The 20730-nt window shown below is 39.1% G+C and carries 20 protein-coding genes; 10 read left to right on the top strand and 10 right to left on the bottom strand.

Annotated features, from left to right (window positions below; translation table 11 throughout):
* Nucleotides 1-8: 8 nt before the first annotated feature.
* The 3 genes from C6N34_RS05515 to C6N34_RS05525 form a co-directional block, all read right to left on the bottom strand.
* Nucleotides 9-701 (bottom strand): IS1 family transposase, encoded by a 693-nt coding sequence (locus C6N34_RS05515; protein ID WP_141302948.1) that lies wholly within the window; start codon nt 699-701, stop codon nt 9-11.
* Nucleotides 702-728: 27 nt separating this feature from the next.
* The gene (locus C6N34_RS05520) at nt 729-1112 is read right to left on the bottom strand and encodes a hypothetical protein (RefSeq protein ID WP_181884019.1); all 384 of its coding nucleotides are present in this window, start codon (nt 1110-1112) and stop codon (nt 729-731) included.
* Between the two features lie 96 nt (nt 1113-1208).
* Nucleotides 1209-2762, bottom strand: a complete 1554-nt coding sequence (locus tag C6N34_RS05525) for an AAA family ATPase (protein ID WP_200959897.1) — start codon at nt 2760-2762, stop codon at nt 1209-1211.
* Nucleotides 2763-3401: 639 nt separating this feature from the next.
* Here C6N34_RS05525 and C6N34_RS05530 point away from each other — a divergent pair.
* From C6N34_RS05530 to C6N34_RS05550, 5 genes are all read left to right on the top strand, one after another.
* Complete coding sequence (locus C6N34_RS05530) at nt 3402-4466, top strand: aromatic ring-hydroxylating oxygenase subunit alpha (protein WP_115538410.1); 1065 nt, start codon at nt 3402-3404, stop codon at nt 4464-4466.
* 80 nt (nt 4467-4546) lie between these two features.
* Entirely contained in the window at nt 4547-5476 is a 930-nt protein-coding gene (gene rbsK, locus C6N34_RS05535; protein ID WP_115538409.1) for a ribokinase, read from the top strand.
* Between the two features lie 5 nt (nt 5477-5481).
* Nucleotides 5482-6534: a dipeptide epimerase gene (locus C6N34_RS05540; RefSeq protein ID WP_115538408.1), complete on the top strand. Its 1053-nt coding sequence runs from the start codon at nt 5482-5484 to the stop codon at nt 6532-6534.
* Nucleotides 6518-7576: a DUF1611 domain-containing protein gene (locus tag C6N34_RS05545; protein WP_057179118.1), complete on the top strand. Its 1059-nt coding sequence runs from the start codon at nt 6518-6520 to the stop codon at nt 7574-7576. Before C6N34_RS05540 ends, C6N34_RS05545 begins: the two co-directional genes overlap by 17 nt.
* Nucleotides 7577-7890: 314 nt before the next feature.
* The gene (locus C6N34_RS05550; protein ID WP_115538407.1) at nt 7891-10956 is read left to right on the top strand and encodes a plasmid replication protein, CyRepA1 family; all 3066 of its coding nucleotides are present in this window, start codon (nt 7891-7893) and stop codon (nt 10954-10956) included.
* Between the two features lie 15 nt (nt 10957-10971).
* Here the strand turns inward: C6N34_RS05550 and C6N34_RS05555 are convergent, their stop codons facing one another.
* The 6 genes from C6N34_RS05555 to rph all read right to left on the bottom strand — a co-directional run bounded on the left by C6N34_RS05555 (nt 10972) and on the right by rph (nt 16978).
* Nucleotides 10972-11709 carry a M50 family metallopeptidase gene (locus tag C6N34_RS05555; protein ID WP_115538406.1) on the bottom strand — a complete coding sequence of 246 codons (738 nt, stop codon included), beginning with the start codon at nt 11707-11709 and terminating at the stop codon, nt 10972-10974.
* 157 nt (nt 11710-11866) lie between these two features.
* Nucleotides 11867-12634 carry an FHA domain-containing protein gene (locus tag C6N34_RS05560; RefSeq protein WP_057179121.1) on the bottom strand — a complete coding sequence of 256 codons (768 nt, stop codon included), beginning with the start codon at nt 12632-12634 and terminating at the stop codon, nt 11867-11869.
* Between the two features lie 46 nt (nt 12635-12680).
* Nucleotides 12681-13397 (bottom strand): 6-phosphogluconolactonase, encoded by a 717-nt coding sequence (pgl, locus tag C6N34_RS05565; RefSeq protein ID WP_115538405.1) that lies wholly within the window; start codon nt 13395-13397, stop codon nt 12681-12683.
* A gap of 339 nt (nt 13398-13736) precedes the next feature.
* Nucleotides 13737-15281, bottom strand: a complete 1545-nt coding sequence (locus tag C6N34_RS05570) for a TolC family protein (RefSeq protein ID WP_115538404.1) — start codon at nt 15279-15281, stop codon at nt 13737-13739.
* Between the two features lie 153 nt (nt 15282-15434).
* The gene (locus C6N34_RS05575; protein ID WP_006278053.1) at nt 15435-16214 is read right to left on the bottom strand and encodes an MlaE family lipid ABC transporter permease subunit; all 780 of its coding nucleotides are present in this window, start codon (nt 16212-16214) and stop codon (nt 15435-15437) included.
* Nucleotides 16215-16237: 23 nt separating this feature from the next.
* Nucleotides 16238-16978, bottom strand: a complete 741-nt coding sequence (gene rph / locus C6N34_RS05580; protein ID WP_057179125.1) for a ribonuclease PH — start codon at nt 16976-16978, stop codon at nt 16238-16240.
* Nucleotides 16979-17019: 41 nt separating this feature from the next.
* Between rph and C6N34_RS05585 the strand changes: the two genes are divergently transcribed.
* From C6N34_RS05585 to C6N34_RS05600, 4 genes are read left to right on the top strand one after another with little or no spacing between them, the layout of a single operon-like run.
* Nucleotides 17020-17556 (top strand): P-loop NTPase family protein, encoded by a 537-nt coding sequence (locus C6N34_RS05585; RefSeq protein WP_057179126.1) that lies wholly within the window; start codon nt 17020-17022, stop codon nt 17554-17556.
* Between the two features lie 19 nt (nt 17557-17575).
* On the top strand, nt 17576-17806 hold the full coding sequence (gene yidD, locus C6N34_RS05590; RefSeq protein ID WP_219995509.1) for a membrane protein insertion efficiency factor YidD: 231 nt from the start codon (nt 17576-17578) through the stop codon (nt 17804-17806).
* A gap of 27 nt (nt 17807-17833) precedes the next feature.
* Nucleotides 17834-18511, top strand: a complete 678-nt coding sequence (locus tag C6N34_RS05595; protein ID WP_057179128.1) for a M15 family metallopeptidase — start codon at nt 17834-17836, stop codon at nt 18509-18511.
* A gap of 39 nt (nt 18512-18550) precedes the next feature.
* Nucleotides 18551-19543 (top strand): M48 family metallopeptidase, encoded by a 993-nt coding sequence (locus tag C6N34_RS05600; RefSeq protein ID WP_115538402.1) that lies wholly within the window; start codon nt 18551-18553, stop codon nt 19541-19543.
* A gap of 73 nt (nt 19544-19616) precedes the next feature.
* On the opposite strand, the gene C6N34_RS05605 is transcribed toward C6N34_RS05600, so the two are convergent.
* Nucleotides 19617-20036, bottom strand: coding sequence for a hypothetical protein (locus C6N34_RS05605; RefSeq protein ID WP_057179130.1), 420 nt, complete (start codon nt 20034-20036; stop codon nt 19617-19619).
* Between the two features lie 163 nt (nt 20037-20199).
* Between C6N34_RS05605 and psbQ the strand changes: the two genes are divergently transcribed.
* Nucleotides 20200-20658, top strand: coding sequence for a photosystem II protein PsbQ (psbQ, locus tag C6N34_RS05610; protein ID WP_115538401.1), 459 nt, complete (start codon nt 20200-20202; stop codon nt 20656-20658).
* Nucleotides 20659-20730 lie beyond the last annotated feature (72 nt).

Below are 20730 nucleotides of genomic sequence, written 5' to 3' on the forward strand. Positions count from 1 at the left end.
GGGATGAATCAACTAAACGCGGGTATTACTTCATACTTTAAATAGTGAAGTAATAATTTAATTGAATACCTAAGCATATCTACAGATTTTGAATAGCATAGCGTTTTTCTATGTAGTCGCGCTAAGTAGTGACGTAAACGTGTATTTTCACCCTCTACCCTAGTCATATATGTTTTGCTCACAATATGATCCTCTGGCTGAATAAAACTCGGATAAACCCTCCACCCATCAGTAACATAAAAAAAGCATTGCCAGAGTTTAACGATGTCCCACAAAGGTTGAAATGCTTGTGAGCTGTGGTCTCCCACAACCCAAGCCAGGATATTTTTACGGAAGTGATTTACTGCTGTCCACAACCATATTTTGTTTTTTTTTGATCCCACAAAGGTCTCCAACTCATCAAGCTCACCTACCAAGGGTGTTTCCTCAACTGGTGGAGCATCTGGAAGTATGGAACCAATTTGTTTTAGCCAGTAAATAATAGTTGTATGATGAACGCCTTTATCGCGTTCAATTGCTCTAAATCCCATACCGTTAACATAAGAGCGCAGGCAACTTTGTTTAACTTCTTCTGAATAGCCTTTAGGTGGACTATAGACATCGATAAATTGACGACCACAATCAACACAAATGTGATTTTGTTTACCTCGACGTTTGCCATTCTTTCTGATTTTGGAAGACCCGCAGTTTGGACAATGCACAGTAGATTACCTCAATTCATACCTCTATTATGCAACGCCAGTTTCTAATACTTCCGTTGTTAAAATGCTTTCTTGAGAAACAATTGCTTTACAGAGTTGATGACTTTCAATGGCATAGGTTTGTGCTTTTTGCCAATCCCCAGTAGATCTGCTACCCAGATCACCAGCGATTCTTTGCAAACGTTCCCGGAAATTATCAGTATCAAGAAGATTGAGAGCATTGGCACTAATTTGCGATCGCAAGGAATACAACCAAGCGACTATCATTCCCGCAGCAACAATGCTGCCCAAACCTAGACTCAGGGGACGCATACCTACCCCATGGAAAAAGATACTTAAGCCAAGGATGATGGCCGTCAGCAGTAAGTAGGTTTGAGGGAGTTGTATCACTTTACGCCAGAATGTGGACATAGGGAGGCCTCAAGGGGGTTATCTCTGGGGGATCAGTCGTCGCACGCCTTATGCCTATTTCTAGGGGGCGTAACTAAAATATACCATATTAATGACTCACGCCCGAATTACGGTGATCCTGCGTTGGTTTTCCGTTATTACAACTTCAGTGGATAACCTTTCTTCCATGGGTAGGGCATTTTTTCGCCTATCAAAGACAAATAACCAACCAAAATCTAATCCCAAACGAGCTAAATAAGATTCCAATTGTTCAATCCCTTCAGCTTGCGGATCCCTTTTTTTATCCCGCCATACCTTTAACTCAATCCCTAAAATTATGTCTTGATAACTCAAGCATAAATCCATTCTGTCGCTACCAATGGCGTATTCTCTTTCCAAAACTCCTCCACCGTTCACCACCCGATGTAAAAAAGCCATTAATACTATGTGGGGGGCAATTTCATGGTAAGCAGCACTACTTAATAATGGTTCTCCATGTTGTCGCCAAAATTTAAGAAATGCTGTTAACAAAGCATCCATATTTAATTTACCTTCCGGGGTTAACCAAGAGGGTGCAATCATGGGTAAACTGTCTTGGGTTCCTTGTACTAGAACGCGCGGAATAACTTCACGATAAATCGGGTTGGAAATAACTAATCCCCCCATTATATCACGTCGTAATATTCCTATATCAATTAAATATTGGCGATCATCTGCTGGAGTGTCTGGTAATGTCTTCCCTGCTAACATTGGTTCAATAATTGCTTTTATTCTTGGTTCTCTTAATCTTTCTGCTAAACTATCTAAATGGGTATCTTGACGCATAATTAATATTTCTTTAGCTTGTAAAATATGTTCTTTGGTAATAGCTATACTTCTATCCTTGACCATTTTTTCTACTACTTCTTTAGCCAAAGCATTCACTAACCATGGTTGTCCTTGGGTTAAATCATAAGCTATTTCTATTGCTGCTGGTGTGAAAGTTTGTCCAGTTGCTTTCGTATGTTGTTGATATAATTCTTCCACCTCTCCAAGATTAAAGTTTCGCAGGGTAATAGAACTAACTTTAATATTAAAAGGACTGGAGGTATTTAATCTATCACTACCACCGGATGCTACTTTATAATCCCGCACATCGCGTAAACCAATTAATCCTACCGATGAGGGAAAATTTTCTGGACGTTTAGAAAAACCATCTCGTAACTGTCGTAAAACAGAAATTAATGTTTGGTCTTGCAAAGAATCGATTTCATCTATAAATAATACTAGGGGACGATTTATAGCTCTTGACCATGCTCTTAGATTTTCAGCGATTCTCTGTCCAGGAACATTATAAACCCAAGTTTGAGGTTGTAGTTTTGCAGGTAAGCTATCCTCAATTGTATTTCGCCAAATTCCTAAAATGGCTAATTCTGCAGCACTGGGGTCATGATTAAATGCGCTTCCTACTTCCACTGATACCATTACTGCAGCATAATTTCCTGTAGCAGTAAGTTGCTTTGCTAGGGATAACATGGCGGTGGTTTTCCCTGTTTGTCGTGGTGCATGAAGTACAAAGTAACTTTGTTGTTCTATTAGCATTGATAAGTCGGGTAAACGACTTGTGGGAGACAACATATAGTGAATATTGTCTTTACAAGGACCTGCAATATTAAACCAGCGATTCACCATAATTTTATTATTTAGCGTATTATTTAGCGGACACTTTTATTCTAGACTATTTAGAGGGTGAGACTCATGCCATAATCACAGTAATTCTATTAAATACACTTCCTACTTCCACTGATACCATTAAGTAGGGAGTCACAATTATTTGTAGGATGTGTTAGTGGTAGGGTAACCCGTGGGGGCGTTGGGTTTCGTTCCTCAACCCAACCTACGTTTATCTTATGTTTAATTCCACTTACCCACTTACTGCAGCGTAATTTCCTATAGCGGTAAATTGCTTCCCTAAGAATAACATAGCGGTAGCTTTATTTGTATACAATAGTATAAAAATATAAAAAAGGTTTAGCATCGCTAAACCTCCATAGAAAGCAGTTATTCGACACACCAGAACCAGTTTAAATTTACTCCCGGTCAAAATCATCTTCCTTAAGGGGGAGTTATGAATAAATTTGAACTTTTACACGAAACTCTTTTGAGCGATTGTAAACTCTCTCCCCAGTCGAGAACCTATAAAGTGTGGATGCAATTTAATCGCAATGGTACAATTCAAACAGTGGATTTCTGAGTAAAAGTAGACTAAAAACTTCTCAGTAATTCTCGTCCTATTTTTGGGACAAAAGCGGTTTATTCACATCCTAATCTATGGTAGATAATAAAAACATCTTGTTGCGTAATCTTTGGTACTATGCACTACCCAGCAGTCAGCTAAAAACAGGTAAGATGGTATCACGTGTTTTACTCAAAGAACCTATACTATTCACAAGAGACAAAAATGGTCAAGTTTTTGCGATTGAAGATATTTGTCCTCATCGTGCAGTTCCCTTGAGTTGTGGTAGATTTGATGGTGAACAGGTAGAATGCTGTTATCATGGTTGGCGCTTTAACAGTCAGGGCAAGTGTACAGAAATTCCATCACTGTTGCCAGAACAAAGTATAGATTTGAATAGGTTTAATGTTAAATCATATCCTGTTTATGAAACCCAGGGTAACATTTGGATATACATGTATGATAAAGAAGGCCCTCCCATTAATGCTGAGATTGGTGATATTCCTCAAGTGCCAGGTTTTAGCAATAGAGAACCAGATTTAGTGGAAGTAATGAAATTTCCCTGTTTTATTGATCATGCAGTAACAGGTTTAATGGATCCTGCTCATTCCCCCTATGTTCACCAGGTATGGTGGTGGAGAAGTGGAAAACTGCATGAAGAAGTGAAACAATTTGATCCTTCCGATTATGGGTTTACGGTCAGACGCCATAAATTATCCGATAACACGGAAAATATGAGTCGATTATATTGGTTAGTGGGTGGGGGAATACCAGAGGTGGAAATTTCTTTCCGTTTACCAGGGGTGAGAATTGAAGAAATTACCTTTGGCAAACATCGAGTTTGTAATTTAACCGCAGTTACACCAATTTCTGACACGGAAACGGAAGTAAATTTTGTTCTTTATGGTATACCAGCGTGGTTAAAAATATTTACACCTTTGATTCAAATTCTAACTCGTAAATTTTTGGATCAAGATAGGAATGTGGTGGAAAAGCAACAAATTGGACTTCAATATAATCCGATTTTGCGTCTAATTAAAGATTCGGATATGCAAGCACAATGGTATTTTCAATTGAAACGGGAATTTAGCCGTGCAGCAGCAGAAAACAGAGAATTTGTTAATCCTGTAAAAAGTGTACTATTGAGGTGGCGTGCCTAATATTCTTCAAGATTCCCTAATTTTTTAATAATTTGGGGTGTGAAGGAAAAGTAAGGGAGTTTTTAAAAACAGCTAAAGATATGACAATAATAGTTTTTGGTAGTATTAATATGGATCTGGTAGCAACAACTCCCAGATTGCCCATACCAGGAGAAACCTTGTTAGGAGAAAGTTTTTTTACCGCACCCGGGGGTAAGGGAGCAAACCAAGCGGTAGCATTGGCAAAATTGGGTATTCCTACACAAATGATCGGTCGTGTTGGTAATGATAACTTTGGTAGACAACTAATTAAAAATTTGGAAAGTTATGGTATAAAAACGGAGAATATTATAATTGATGACACTGTCAGTTCAGGAGTTGCGATAATTACTGTGGATCGGCGGGGTGAAAATAATATAATTGTTATACCCGGAGCCAATGGACAAGTCAACCAAGACAATATTGACAGATTATATGGTTTATTGCCATCAGCTAATGCCATACTATTGCAGTTAGAAATTCCTCTTGATATGGTAATTACTGTGGCCCAAATAGCTCACCAAGCTAAAGTCCAGGTTATTCTGGACCCCGCCCCTGTACCACCAATCAATTTGCCAGAGGAAATTTATCCATTAGTTGACATAATTACACCCAACGAAATTGAAGCCAGTCAATTGGTAGGATTTGCTGTCAATGAAGAGCAAACCGCCTTCAAAGCTGGGGAGATTTTATTAACAAAAGGTGCAAGGTGTGTGGTGATTAAGTTGGGTGCAAAAGGTGTTTATTGCGCTACTAAAGAAGAAAGGTTTTTTATTCCCCCATTTTCCGTGAATGCCATAGATACGGTTGCTGCTGGGGATGCTTTTAACGGTGGTTTAGCAGCAGGACTTTTTCATCACAAGACTCTGCGAGAAGCGGTGATTTGGGGTGGAGCTGCGGGAGCTTTAGCAACAACTCAAATGGGTGCTCAAAGTTCTTTCCCTGATATGATGACATTAAAAACTTTTTTTGACAAAATGACAAGGGAATAATAAGAATGAAACTACAAGTTAGCACCTTTACTGTCAATAAGAGGTTTGCCCTAACAATTAGCAGGGGAACAACTGCACAAACCACAAACATCTGGGTTAAGATTATGGAAGGCGGTATTGAAGGATGGGGAGAAGCATCTCCATTTGGTGTAGGAAGTTATCGAGAAACCACTGATGTAATTTTCCAGTCTTTGCAAGAAATATCTTCCATGCTAGAATCCTATAGTCCTTGGCAGCGGGATGATATTAGTAAAATTTTAACACAACATCAAATTCCGTCTGCTGCTAAGACTGCTATAGATATGGCACTACACGACTGGATGGGTAAGAATGTGGGTTTACCATTGTGGCAAATTTGGGGACTTAATATAAATACCATAGTACCAACTTCTGTTACTATTGGTATTAACTCACCACAGGGTGCTGCAGCTAGGGCAAGGGATTGGTTGCAACATATGGATGTGCAACTACTAAAAGTTAAGTTAGGAGCAAAGGAGGGAATAGATGCGGATAAAAAAATGATATTGGCAGTTAAAGAAGCTGCTCCTAAGGTGGATTTATTTGTGGATGCGAATGGGGGTTGGAGTTTACCAGATGCAATTGCTATGTCCCATTGGTTGGCCGATTTAGGGGTTAAATATCTCGAACAACCATTACCTAAAGGTGAGGAGCAGAAATTACCGTTTTTGAAAAAACAATCACCTCTACCCATTTTTGTAGATGAAAGTTGCTTCACTAGCACTGATATTCCCCCACTAGCTGATTATGTAGATGGAATTAATATTAAACTGATGAAATCAGGAGGGTTAGAAGAGGCTTGGAGAATGGTGAATACCGCTAAGGCGCATAACTTACAAGTAATGTTTGGCTGCTATTCCGATAGTTCACTAGCTAATACCGCAGCTTCTCATATAGCACCATTAGCAGACTATTTGGACTTGGACAGTCATTTAAATTTAATAGATGATCCTTTTGTTGGTGCATCAGTTACAGAAGGACGAATTATACCTAATAGTTTACCAGGTTTAGGAGTACAATACAGTGCGCTTACCACTTAATCAAAAAATAGCTGTTCTCTTACATGAAGCTCTGACAAAATCTCATGGCAAAACTGGCCTTTCCATTTTGCGCTACAGTGACTCACCTATTGTTGCGGTTATAGATAGAGAATGTCCAGGTCAGTCTATATTAGAGTTGACAGGAATTAAAAGAAGTGTACCAATTGTGGCATCTGTAAGTGCAGCTTTGCCCTATCAACCAGAAGTTTTAGTTATTGGTATTGCACCAAAGGGTGGCATTCTTCCTGATCATTACTGGACTGAGATTAAGGAAGCATTGAAGTCGGGAATGTCCGTTGTCAATGGGCTACATACACCCCTAGCAAACATACCAGATTTAATCTCCCTCGTACAACCAGGAAAGACCATTTGGGATGTGCGCAAGGAACCACCTAATTTGGAAATCGCTTCGGGTTTGGCACGCAATCTCCCCTGTCGTCGTGTGCTAACAGTGGGTACGGATATGTCTATTGGTAAAATGTCTACTAGTCTGGAATTACATCATTCGGCAAAATTGCTAGGACTTCGCTCTAAATTTATAGCCACTGGTCAAACCGGTTTGATGTTGGAAGGGGATGGAGTAGCACTGGATGCAGTCCGGGTGGATTTTGCTGCTGGCGCTGTGGAGCAGTTGGTTATGCGTTTTGGTCAATACTATGACATCCTTCAAATTGAAGGTCAGGGTTCTTTATTACACCCCGGTTCAACGGCAACTTTGCCTCTGATTCGCGGTTCCCAACCCACCCATCTGATTTTAGTCCATCGTGCAGGACAAACTCATAACCATAATAATCCTCATGTTCCTATCCCTCCTCTCACGGATGTAATTAAAATGTATGAAATGGTAGCTGGTGCTGCTGGCGCTTTTGCTAAAGTACCTGTGGTGGCGATCGCTCTGAATACGAAAGATCTGAATGAAGCTGCTGCTGAACAGGCGATCGCCCAAACTGCGTCTGAAACTGGCTTACCTTGTACAGATCCTATACGCTTTGGTGGGGGAATACTATTAGATGCCATTATAAATAACAATTATCAAGAGTAGGCACATCAACCTGGGGAAATGGGTTCAGATAAATTTCCCAGAAAATATAGTACAAATAAACTAAACAAAAATATACTGAAAAACAAAAATTAATCATGCACCTAAATCACAATACAAAAATACCATTTACACTATTCAGACGGAAAAATAGAGGATTGTTATATTAACCCGGGTGTCTCCATAAACAACGTAAAAAAGGTCACAAAAAAAGTTGCCAAAATGGCAGTAATTTTTCGATGCAGAATCAAAGGATGCGTGCTAAGGTTTTATTTCCTTGATTGTTCCTTCATCTGTTCTTTATAGTACATCTGCCCATGTTTATAGATCACTTGCACTCCCAACACCTGGAAGAACTAGTACATGGTAGTAGTGTAAATTTACACCTAGCAATGTTAAATTTTCATTCCCTTCAGGGTGTGAATGCTTATCAGCATATATTAATCTCTAATAGTTTACCGCGCACTAATACAGGGATGATTAAGAGCGGGTGGTTAGAGAGATATGGACACATTACAGCTGGTGGTTGGTGGTGTTCTGGTGTAGACCCGCTAAATAACTGGCAAAAAATGGAATGGGGATGTTTTAAACCCTCCCAACCGCGAAGAAACAAAAATGGCAAGTCCATTAAATATGAACATCCCCCCAGCACACCAACGCGAATATTTTGTTTGCGGGTAACTGAAGAAATTTGGCATCAAATTTCCCAACGTTATGATGTTACTATGCCAAAAGACATTAACATTAGTGATGACGGGGAAGCTCAGGGTTTTTGGCCATGGGTAATAGAATCTAACATACCAATTATTATTTGTGAAGGTGTTAAAAAAGCAGCAGCTTTATTAACACAAGGGTATGTAGCAATTGGCATACCTGGAATTACCAGTGGTTATCGGGTAATCAAAAATGAATTTGGTAAAGTTACCCGTCGTCGTCTCATTCTTGATCTGGAAGTTTTCGCCAATAGACAACTGAGTTTTTATATATGTTTTGATTTTGAGAATCAGCCACGGAAGGCTACTGCGATTAATAATGCCATTTCTCAATTAGGCTATTTACTTGAGCGGAAAAATTGCTCTGTTAAAGTAATCAAACTCCCTGGTAAAGAGAAAGGTGTGGATGATTTTATCACTGCTAAGGGAGCGGAAGCGTTTGAGCAAGTCTACAATCAAAGTATGTCCCTAGAGGTCTATATTGCCCAAACGAAACCCCATATAGATCTAACAGTTACTCCCAGTGTTACCATCAACCAAAGCTATTTAGATAGAATATGTTTACCCTCCACTGGTTTAGTGGGAGTCAAATCCGCTAAAGGAACAGGTAAAACCACCAGACTGCAAGCGGTGGTTGAGGAAGCTAAAAATCGTTGTCAACCAATCTTATTAATCACCCATCGCATCCTTTTGGGAAAATTCCTCTGTGAAAAAATTGGTATTAGATGGGGAATCCACCCTGAAAACCAGTCACCACCATCCAGCTCACCTACCAAATCCTTTGGGTTGTGTGTTGATTCCTTGTGGAAGGTGAATCCCCAAGATTGGCAAGGAGCTATAGTCATCTTAGATGAAGTTGAACAGTCTTTATGGCATCTCCTCAACAGTAACACCTGTAAAAACAAGAGGATAAAGATACTCAGCGTTTTCCAACAATTAATAGCCACGGTAGTGAACACAGAGGGTTTAGTCATTGCTCAAGATGCTGACTTATCAGATGTTTCTCTAGAATACCTCCAGGGTTTAGCAGGAAACAAAATCACTCCTTGGGTACTTGTGAATAAGTGGAAACCCAAACGTGGGTGGGATGTGACCTTTTATGATTCACCTAACCCAACACCTTTAATCCATCAACTGGAGCTGGACTTAATCACAGGTAAGAAGTGCTATGTAACAACCGATAGTCGCACGGGACGTTACAGTTGTGAAACCATCGAAGATTATCTCCAGGATCGCTTGTATAAGTTAAAAAGGCAATTTCCCCATAGTTTAGTGGTGAGTAGTCAAACTACCAATACACCTGCACATCCAGCTATAGAATGTCTAAGTGCTATCAATCAAAAAATCACTGATTATGATATGGTACTTGTCACTCCTAGTTTAGGAACGGGAATTAGTATTGATGTCCAACATTTTGACCGAGTTTACGGTATTTTTCAGGGAGTCATTCCCGACTCAGAAGCACGTCAAGCATTAGCTAGGGTGCGTGATTCAGTTCCCCGTTTTGTCTGGTGTGCTAAACGCGGTATAGGTTTGATTGGTAGTGGTAGTACCAATTATCAGCTACTATCTGATTGGTATCAAGAAAATCAAAAAGAAAATTTGGCTTTATTGAGTCCTTTACACAAAATAGATGTTGATTTACCCGCAGTTTATGATCCTATTCATTTACGTACTTGGGCAAAACTATCTGCTAGGGTCAATAGTTCCATTACCTTTTATCGACAATCTTTGCAAGAGGGATTAATTGCTGAAGGTCACAAAGTCACCATAGGGAATAATACAGACTATAATAGTATTATTCGTGAGTTGCGTTCGGCGTTTTTAAAAACTTCTGTGAATGATCTGGCCACCCGAACCAGATTAATTTTAGAAATTGTTCAAGTTCAAAAGGATTGGGAACAAACTCGTCAACAGTCTCAGCATATCAAACGCAATATCAAGGAAATTAAGGAGCACAATCAATTGATGATTGCCCAAGCTGTGGTGGCGGCTAAAAATATTGACTATGTTGAATATCAACAACTACTAACTAAACATTCTCTCACCGATGAACAACGCTATGCAATTCATAAATATATTCTCTACACAAGATATGGAGTACCTGTCACCACTTGGTTAAAAATGCGAGATGATCAGGGATATTATTCCCAATTATTGACTCACTATTATTTGACTCATGAAAGTCACTATTTTCACATCAAAGATCAACAGGAATGGAAACAACAGTTATTTTGGGGCGAAGGAAAGGTTTTTCTACCAGATTTAAAAACCTATACTCTCAAGGTGGAAGCCTTGCGAGCTTTGGGAATGTGTCAGTTTTTAGCACAAGATAGGGTATTCCAAGAAAATGATGATGATATTATTTGGTTGAAAAATGTGGCAATTCAGAGTAGTCAACATATTAACCGTGCTTTGGGTGTGGATATTGCTAAAAAATCACAATCTATTTCTGGAATTAAAATACTCAATCTGTTGATGGGTTTATTGGGTTTAAAATTGCGTCGAATAAATCAGGTTTATCAAGTTAATTTTGACATGCTCAAGGATGGAAGAGAGGAAATATTTGCCATTTGGCAACAACGGGATCATTGGCAACTCTATCACCTCAAAACCAGATCAGCTCAAGATAAATGTCAGCAACTGGGCCCTTTAGTTTCGGTTAACTGATTTTATCAACTCGGTTTAGTGGTTTTTCTTCCGGTAGGTAATTATTAAACTTTGTGCCATGATAGCAAAGGAAGCTACTGCTATTAAACCACCCCAGAACCAATAGGGTAAAAGCAAGTATTTTTGCATTTGTCCCGTATCCGAAATTCCTAAAGACCCAGCATTATAACTAAACAAATAGTCCAATTGATGATACGTACTTATACAGGCCTGCATCCCCAAGAATTTAACGGTAAAAATCTGTACCCATTTGCTAGTTATTAATGAGATCCACAAAACCCCCAGTCCCAACAGTGGTAATGTGATCAAACCAAACCATGAACGTACCCAAACTAAACTAGAAAACAACAAAGCAATACCTAAAATTTTTAGGCTCAATGATGCACTGTTAAAACTGCGAGAAGACATGATTAACCCTGCACCAGCTATGGGTGGACCCATAGGACCTGCAGCTGCAATCAGAGCGGGAACAAGAGGAATAAAAGATGAGGGTATGGTGTAAATTGCTACTCCAAATCCATTGCTAAAAATTTGTAACTCACGAAAATTGCCTCCTAAAATAATTGACATCAACCCATGACTGATTTCATGAAACCAGGTTGCTAGTATGGTGAAGGGATATAAAATATAGTCTCCCATCGGTAATTGCCACAAAATAGCAGTGGTGACTGCTGCTCCCAATAACCAGCTTAAACCCGTGGACTCAATGTTTGAGGATTGGAGGAAAGTGGACAAGTTCTTTAGTTCTTTCATCGGAAATTATCTAAGGCACTATTGTCACAGATACTGCTTCAGATACTGATTTTAGCAAAAGTTTTGCTGTTTTGTGGAGAGGTAGTTGCTAGTACCTTCCAGCTAGGCTATAAATCAATCAAAAACAGATCGATCATAGCCTAAACTTTTCTCTGTTTTAAGAGAGTTGAAATAAGAAAGTTACCAAATCTCCTTTACCTAAACTAATGCGATCGCCTGGACGGAGACGGTGTCGATTTCCCGGTAACAATGGCAAATTATTAATATAAGTGCCATTGGAACTACCTACATCCTCTATATAATAAGCATCTCCCTCAACCCGAATATCGGCGTGAATTCGGGAAACGATTTCTGAGTTGGAAAATCCAGCCACGTCAATATCTGGGGGGATCCGATCATTGGGCTTACCAATATGAATTACAGATAGATTTTGGGGTAATTCAACTTCTTGGTTACCCTGAAGATGGAATAATCGTCCTACCACCTGTTGTAATTGAGTCGGTGACAGTTGTACCGGGGGATCTGGTTCCGGTGCTGTGAGTACTGGTGCTACTACCGGTTCAGGTACTATTGGTAATATAGGACCAGCAACTGGTTCTGGGGGTGTGCTGACTAAAGTAGGTGGCACACTGTAAATTGTGGGTGGCTGGGTATTAATTCCCAAGGGATCAGATTGTAGTAACTCTAACATGGGGTCAGGAGTAACTAAAGGTGGTACCTCTACGGAGGTTACTGCTACAGTTGGTTCGGTGACTACGGGGGTGGAGCGCAAGTTATAACCACATTGACCGCAAAAAGCAGCATCAGCCTGTACATTAGCTCCACAACTGGGACAGGTAGTGGTAGTTGGCAATGGTGTGTAGCAAGCTTCACACTGAACAGCAGCGTCTGGATTAGGATGATTGCAGTTTGGACAAATGATCATGAATTTAAGCCTTTGTCACTGTAAAGACAATAGTTGAGATAGGGAATCAGAGTTGTGAACCAGCAGCTGCATCTAGTAGCCATAATAATTCCCCTTGAGGTTTAATCAAGCGAGATGGATAGGTAAAATCATCTGCTACTTCAGCAAACACCTGGGATAAAGCAGGCCTTTTATTAGCACCAGCAGCTAAAAAGATCACACTTCTGGCAGCATTAATTAGGGGATAGGTGAAGGTAATACGTGGATTACCATCTTTATTGCCCACAGTAACCAGGCGATCGCGCACTTGTAGAGCTTCCGTGTGGGGAAAGAGGGAGGCGGTGTGTGCATCATCACCCATACCTAGGAGGACCACATCCAAGGAAGGAAAGGTTCCCGGTGAGCAATGGAAAAATTCTTGTAGATGCTGTTCATACTTATTAGCATCCGCGACTGGATTGCCAGACAAGGTAGGTACGGCGTGAATATTAGTCTGTGGAATGGGAACCTTATTTAACCAGGCAATACGCGCCATTAATTCATTACTATCGGGGTGATTGGATGGTACATAACGTTCATCACCCCAAAAAACATGAATTTTATCCCAATCTAGATTCAAAGAGCCTATTGCTTCATATAAAGGTTTTGGTGTACTACCACCAGATAAAGCAATAGTAAATTGTCCTCGTTCTTGAATAGCAGTTGCCAAACTAGATAATATTGCATCCTGAGCCCGTGCCACCAAACCTTGCAGATCCGGTAAAATTTCTACCCTTTTGTTCATGGCTTTATCATATTAGCTTCTCTTCCTTTCAGCATACACTCTCCACCCTAAACTATTCTCTTTGTCATTACTGTTAACCATTGACCGTTATTCCGCTTCCAAAAAGTTGTCCAAAATTGTCTATAAGTAAACAATTTTGGACGAAGTTAGTGGTTCATCTTCCAAGAATTATCTTTAATACTTTCGTTTGCTTTGAACAGATAGCAAGACAGAAAGAAGTGTCAAGACATATGTACAAGTTATTTAAAAGCATTAAGTATTTTTCTTTTTGTGTTAAGAAGTATGAGTTTAGTCACTGTATTTTAAATCCAGTTAGAAGCCAAATTATAGCATTTATTACTATTTAAGCCATTTATTTAGCGTCATTCCCAAAAACTCTTCTAGTTGAGTCATACTGTTCAGATGACTGATAGTCACGTTCAATTCTTGATTTTTAGCGTCAACTAAACCTTTTTCAAAATTAATAATATCTGTCGTGGAAACATTGTCACCTGACTTGATTTTTTCCCTGGCACTATTCAGTCTTAATTCCGCTAAATTAGTGGACTGTTTGGATAATTGAATTTGTGTAAAACTATCCCTAACATTACGAACCCTATTTCTCAGCTGCTCATTAATATCTACTCTAGTATTTGCTAAAGAGTATTCAGCTTGTTGCAAATTGACTTCACTTTTGAGTACGGCATTATCCTGAGAAAGATTACCAAACTCACGACTTAACACTAAAGACGATGTAAAATTACCCGAATCCCGCTGATAGGAAAAACTATTAAAGCCATAACGCAGATTCAATGTAAGGTCTAAACTTTGCTGATTTTTGGCCTCTGCTAAGGAGAGCTTGGCATTTTCTACAGCATTAACAGCAAAAAGATATCTGATATTATTATTTTCAGCCAATTTGATCATTTCCTCAAAAGTTGGCAAATTTAAACTGTCTGGGGGAAGAGGTTTTTCTACCGCAATTAGCATTTTCAAAGGTAGGTCTGTAAGTTTGGTTAGGCTAGCAATTGCTTCAGTTAAATTTGTCTTTACATTAACTAAGTTAAATTCTTTTTGAGCAATGTCAGCCTGACGTTGAATCAAATCATTTTTGGTAATTTTGCCCTCTGTAAATAGCAGCTGTAACTTGTCAAGTTCTGCTTTGGCACTAGCAAAAGAATCTTCCTCAATTTTTAATCTTTCTTGTGCTAACAAGAGATTCCTGTAGGTGACTACCGAATTTGTAATTGTTTGGGCAATAGAATTTCTGAAATTCAAGACATTAGTGCTTTCTGTCAGTTTAGCTCTTCTAATGTTTAAAGTGTTTAAATATACGCCAAAGTCTTTCAATAAAGGTTGACTAATACTAAAACTAACATCTTGACTGAGAATATTTGGATCTGTTAAAGGTAAATAACTTGAGGAATCTTTGCTATACTGACCTTTCCATACATTTTCTCCATTCCATCCTAAATTTAAAGAAGCACCAGTAGGCAGTTTCAAATTAATCCCAGCGCCAATACGAGCGGTTGTATTAGTTATAATATCTGTTTTTGTAGGGCCTGAGTCTCCTGGTTCCCTCGCATTCAGGTTTAAAGATAGCTGGGGTCGTAGAGTAGGGCTAAATATAGACTCAGATTCAGATAATCGTGCTTTATCTACAATACGCTGCAGATAGGCTATTTTTACATCTCGATTATTTTGTAAAGCTAGATAAACCGCATCAACTAGTTTTAAAGGTATATCCTGATTAGGTTGACTTAATAGTAATTGTATCTCCGGATTAACTTTTGGTAAATCTTGTTGACTAGGAACATCTTGAGCTTTGACTAAATTGGGTAAGAAGCAAACTAAGCAGAGGGACAAGAAAGATGTTTTTAATAAAAAAACATTTGTGTTAATCATTTTCATTTCCGGTGTGTCAAGTTACTTTGGTTTTAGCGGTTATTTGTACAGTAAATGCACTGAAGTTAACCCCAAAGTTATAATAAAACAAAAAGCCAAAATGATCGGAGAATTTCTGGTTAATATGTTACAGGAAGTATAACTGGATCTAATCTAAATTGCTAGTGTAATCCCAGGTAGAGCCAACAAAAAATCTGTGATGAAAAGTACCACCCAAGTAGTTACCACCGCAGTAGTTGCGGATTCACCAACCTCCTTAGCGCCTCCCCTAGTAGTTAGTCCCCAACTACATCCATTCACAGCAACTATTATTCCAAAAATTACGCCTTTGACGATTATCATCATCATATCTCCCGGAGTTAAAAAATCTCGCACCGATTCTAAAAAGTTTTCCGGTTGAACTTGGTAAAATTGCAACCCGGCAAAAATTCCACCACTAACACCCATAATTAGTGCAAAAATCATCATTACTGGCATCATCAAACCGCAAGCAATCACTCTGGGTAAGACTAAATAATCTATTGGATCGGTTTTGAGTAAGTAGAGCGCATCAATTTGTTCAGTTACCTGCATAGCTCCTATTTCTGCTGCGAATGCTGATCCTACTTGTCCAGCAATCACACTAGCGGTTAAAATTGGAGCTAGTTCTCGACAAAAGGCTACTGCAAAAGCGCCCCCCAGATTATCAACTGCACCGAATCTGATCAGTTCCCTAGCTGTTTGAATCGTGAAAATCATTCCCGCAAAACCACTTACCAACAAAACTGGGGAGAGGGAACCCGGTCCTACTTTTAGTGCATGGTCAAGAATTTTCCGATAATAGGTTTTTCCTTGAATTATATGTAGGGAAATTTGACCAAATAGCAATGCTGTGGACAAACAGCGAAAAATCCACCATTGTTGTATGTTTCTTGTTGAGTGCAAGGTGATCACCTGTTTAAGTTTTCTATTTTCTGTTAAACATTCAATAAGGTGTTAAAATCTGGTATTACCGATCTTTGAGCTATCAGTAATTCCCTAATTCCTGTTTCTGCAACGTCCAGGAGCTGATTTAACTGTTGACGACTAAAACTACCTGCTTCCGCTGTTCCTTGAACTTCAATAATATTGAGCCTACTGTTCATAACCACGTTAAAATCTACTTCTGCATTTACATCCTCAGTAAAGTCTAAATCCAAAAATGCCTCTCCCTTTAATAAACCTACGGAAACAGCAGCTATTTGTCCACATAAAGGCGATCGCTCTAAAACTCCCTGTTGCAACAAGTTAGTAATTGCATGAGCTAAGGCTATAAACCCACCTGTAATGGATATAGTTCTTGTACCAGCGTCTGCTTGTAAAACATCAGCATCTACAGTTAAGGTCTTTTCCCCTAATATTTCAAAATTCAGTGCTGCTCTTAAACTACGTCCAATTAATCGCTGAATTTCTTGGGTGCGTCCCGACAACTTTAATAGTTCCCGTTCTTGTCTTTGTTGGGTAGCAGAGGGTAACATACGATATTCTGCTGTTAACCAACCTTTTCCACTTCCCATTAAAAATTTTGGCACTCCCTCAGTTATACTAACTGTACAAAGAACCTGAGTCTCACCACATTGTGCTAACACCGAACCGGGAGCAAAACGAGTAAAATGGGGATAAAAATTTAATGTTCGTAGTTGATCGGGTTGACGACCATCGAGACGTTGCCAAACCATGATTTACCTCTCAGTCTTTTTTGTATTCTCTTGTTTTAGTAATGATTTTTACCCAAATTGACAGTCCAAATATTAATCCTGCACCTAGTTTACCAAATTCAGTCGCGGGATCACTACAGGTGTTTACTAGCTCAGAACGTTACTTTTTCACTAACGTTATTTCCCAGTCCCTAAGAATTGCCAGTCATGGAACACCTGTATTAATTATCCAGTTTCTTAAAGGGGGTATTAACCAAGGTATAAATAATCCCATACAAATTGGAAACAAGCTAGATTGGATTCGCTGTGACCTAGCTAGGTCCCCGGACACACCAAATTTCAATGAGGAAGAAATTGGGTCTTTGCATTCCCTGTGGGAATATACACAAAAGGTAGTATACGAAGGTAAATATTCCTTAGTGGTTTTAGATGAGTTAAGTTTAGCAGTTGATTTTGGTTTAATTCCCGAAAAGGAGGTGTTGCAGTTTCTGATTGACCGTCCCACCCATTTGGATATGATTTTGACTGGTCCTCAAATGCCAAAATCTTTTCTTGATTTAGCTGACCAAATTACAGAAATTCGTCGGTTGCAACCTTAGAAAATCCTCAAGGAGTTGTGTGAAAAGATTATTCATTTGGCTTATTCAAGGTTATCGGTTATTTATTTCTCCTCTATTTCCCCCCAGTTGTCGGTTTCAACCCACCTGTTCCATGTATGCTATGGAAGCTATAGAAAGGTTTGGAGTGTTTCGTGGAAGTTGGATGGCCCTAGGTCGAATTTTACGTTGTCATCCCTTCCATCCTGGTGGTTATGATCCCGTACCAGAAAAAACCGAGAAATCTCCTTAGCTTTTCTATCTCCCATATTGCCAGATCATGCGTCCATATCATCAAATTCCCATTATCGAATCGGGGGAACCATTAGTAGAAATTCCCCTGGAGCTTTTTGCAGTGGAAAACCCCCACCCTTATGCCAAACTAGGCGCACGTTACGGACAATATTCACCCTATTTTCTCCGGAAAACAGTGGTCAAAAATCTTATTCATGCCCAGAATTGTTTAAACCTATTGTCTCCTGGATGGCATATTCAAATATTTGATGCTTACCGTCCAGTAGGAGTGCAGCAATTTATGGTTGATTATAGTTTTATTCAACTGGTAAAAGCAGGGGGAATACTGGAACAAAATTTGTCCGATGACCAGCGGGAAAAAATTTGGCAACAGGTATATGAAATTTGGGCTCCACCCAGTTCCAATCCTCACACTCCTCCCCCCCATAGCACTGGTGCAGCAGTGGATATTACCCTAGTTAATGAACGGGGGGAAATTATTAATATGGGTTCGCCAATTGACGAAATTTCTGAGCGATCGCATCCCGATTATTATCTGAACAAACATAGCCAATATCACCAAGGTCGAGAAATGCTAAATAACATTATGTGTCAAGCAGGTTTTCAACGTCATCCACGAGAATGGTGGCACTTTTCTTTTGGAGACCAAATGTGGGCCTGGTTATCCCATCAATCAACAGCAATTTATGGCTTTTGTGAATGAATATTCAACAATCATTAAACAATTAATATAGGAAAATAAATGACTGTCCAAACAGGTTTAAAAGTCTTCTCTGGACTCAATTCTCAAACATACGAGCATCCTTTTGATAAACAGGCTTTAGCATCTTTGAGAAAAATGCCAGGCATATCAACAATACTTAAAAAAATCAATGAATATAGTATTGACAGATTACTAAGATTACAAACGCTGGGTAGTGAAATTAGAGTTACAAAGAGGAATTTTCCTAAGTTGTATCAAGCATTAGTAACAGCTTGTGAAGTTTTAGATGTTTCTCCCTTGCCAGAATTATATTTATTTAGGGGAACAGGTTATATTCAAAGCTATATTATTGGCGTAGAAAAACCCCTAATTGGCGTAAACTTAGAAGCTATGGAATGGCTTAATTCCGAAGAACTACTCTACTTAATTGGAAGTGAGATAGCTCGTATTAAAAGCCAAAATGTAGTCTACCATCAAATAGCAATTGTGATGCCAAATATTAAAAATTTATTGATCAGCACTACCCTAGGTATTGGCGGTTTGGTTGCTAGCGGAGTTGAATTGAGTTTATATAATTGGCTAATGATGTCTAAATTAACAGCCGATCGCGCAGGGCTATTAGCTTGTCAAGATATTAATGTAGCTACCACCACTTTGATGAAAATGGCAGGTTTACCCCAAGAATATTTAAATGATGATGTCATGAATGATTTTATCATCCAGTCACGTGAGTTCGCATCTAATAATTTGGATACTTTAGATAAAATTACTAAAATACTAAGCTATGCTGAACCAAGACCTTCTTGGATCATTATGCGCACAGGAGAATTATTAAAATGGTATAATTCTGGCGCATACGATAGCCTAATTCAGGGAAATTTTACCTCCTCAGATTATGTACCAAAAACAGAAGAAGTGGAAGATTTAGATAGTATACAAAATACAGAAGATGGAGATCAGATCAAACACCCACAAAATCAGCAAAACAATCAGACAGGTTCAGAAGATTGGAATTTCATATCCTCTTGGTAATGGTAATATTTCCATATACACGCGGAGGCGAGCTAAAATGTCATGTATTAACCTAGGGATAAGTTCAATGAAGTCAAATATTGAATATTTCCAAGATTTGTCTACAAATGTGTTTAAGTTTTTCTCCAACTACACTAGAGGGTGTGGGTTCGCCCACAAAACTCCACTGTTCTATGGTAGAAAGTCGCCATACTTGACCTCGATGGTCAAATCCTGATACTTCAACACCTATAGCTTTGGATTGTTGATTAATGGGATCTTGATGAAAGCGAATTTGGATTAACACACTACGACTGCGCCAAGACCTGCTGATTCCGGGAAAGTGAAAACCTATATCAATGGAATCAGGATCCACTAGTTGTCTGGTCTCACGGTCATTTTGCCAAGGTTTTAGATCGCTTTTGGCATCAGGAAATTGTAATTTAAACAAGTTGACTACGGTAGCAATCTTACTAGCTATTTCAAAGTTGGTTGCTTGTTCCGATGCGTTCACGTCAAGACTCTCCTAATATTACATTGGACTGGTTTGCTAGGGAATCAGTGAAAAAATTCAGCAAAATTCCTCCAAAAACTTTCCCACTGTAGAATGAGAAATTACAGTACCGATCTAAAATAAATCTGTCAATTGCTTAACAAACACTAAATTAATTTTCTTTATGGTGCGTCAACGCCCTATTCTATCACTGATTCTTGTACTATTGACCACGTTTTTGATCAGTTGCAGCAGTCCTACTGTTGCAACTGCACCTCCCACCTATACACCAGAACAATTGGTAAAAGTGAGACAATATGTACCTGATATTCAGGCAGTACAAAATCGATTTGAAGAACTAAAAAGTCTGATTACCAGTAGTGAGTGGATTAAAGTGGGTAATTTTATTCATGGTCCGGTAACAGAAGCTAGACTCACTATGACCTATGTTATCCCCAGTCTATTACCCCAAGACCAAGGTCAAGGAAGACAAATTACCAAGAACTTATTGAATCACTTAGTTAGAGTTGATCAAGCTGCTAATGCTGGTAATACTAAACTGGCATTGAGCAGCTATAAAGACGTTGTGGCAGACTTTAACCAGTTCTTACAACTGATTCCCCCAGCACCAACTCAGGAATAACTCAATTGTCTCCATTGCAATCTGAGTCTTGAGTCACAAAACCCTAGTTTAATCAGGTGATAGGGTGAAGGG

The organism is Cylindrospermopsis raciborskii Cr2010 (genome assembly GCF_003367075.2).
Taxonomy (GTDB): Bacteria; Cyanobacteriota; Cyanobacteriia; order Cyanobacteriales; family Nostocaceae; genus Raphidiopsis; species Raphidiopsis raciborskii.

Coding starts and splice junctions, on each gene's coding strand:
- C6N34_RS05595 (WP_057179128.1), top strand. CDS start 17,834: ATGCGTCCATATCATCAAATTCCCATTATCGAATCGGGGGAACCATTA.
- rph (WP_057179125.1), bottom strand. CDS start 16,978: ATGGTTTGGCAACGTCTCGATGGTCGTCAACCCGATCAACTACGAACA.
- rbsK (WP_115538409.1), top strand. CDS start 4,547: ATGACAATAATAGTTTTTGGTAGTATTAATATGGATCTGGTAGCAACA.
- C6N34_RS05585 (WP_057179126.1), top strand. CDS start 17,020: ATGATTTTTACCCAAATTGACAGTCCAAATATTAATCCTGCACCTAGT.
- C6N34_RS05570 (WP_115538404.1), bottom strand. CDS start 15,281: ATGATTAACACAAATGTTTTTTTATTAAAAACATCTTTCTTGTCCCTC.
- C6N34_RS05540 (WP_115538408.1), top strand. CDS start 5,482: ATGAAACTACAAGTTAGCACCTTTACTGTCAATAAGAGGTTTGCCCTA.
- C6N34_RS05525 (WP_200959897.1), bottom strand. CDS start 2,762: ATGGTGAATCGCTGGTTTAATATTGCAGGTCCTTGTAAAGACAATATT.
- C6N34_RS05555 (WP_115538406.1), bottom strand. CDS start 11,709: ATGAAAGAACTAAAGAACTTGTCCACTTTCCTCCAATCCTCAAACATT.
- pgl (WP_115538405.1), bottom strand. CDS start 13,397: ATGAACAAAAGGGTAGAAATTTTACCGGATCTGCAAGGTTTGGTGGCA.
- C6N34_RS05530 (WP_115538410.1), top strand. CDS start 3,402: ATGGTAGATAATAAAAACATCTTGTTGCGTAATCTTTGGTACTATGCA.
- C6N34_RS05520 (WP_181884019.1), bottom strand. CDS start 1,112: ATGTCCACATTCTGGCGTAAAGTGATACAACTCCCTCAAACCTACTTA.
- psbQ (WP_115538401.1), top strand. CDS start 20,200: ATGGTGCGTCAACGCCCTATTCTATCACTGATTCTTGTACTATTGACC.
- C6N34_RS05550 (WP_115538407.1), top strand. CDS start 7,891: ATGTTTATAGATCACTTGCACTCCCAACACCTGGAAGAACTAGTACAT.
- C6N34_RS05560 (WP_057179121.1), bottom strand. CDS start 12,634: ATGATCATTTGTCCAAACTGCAATCATCCTAATCCAGACGCTGCTGTT.
- C6N34_RS05600 (WP_115538402.1), top strand. CDS start 18,551: ATGACTGTCCAAACAGGTTTAAAAGTCTTCTCTGGACTCAATTCTCAA.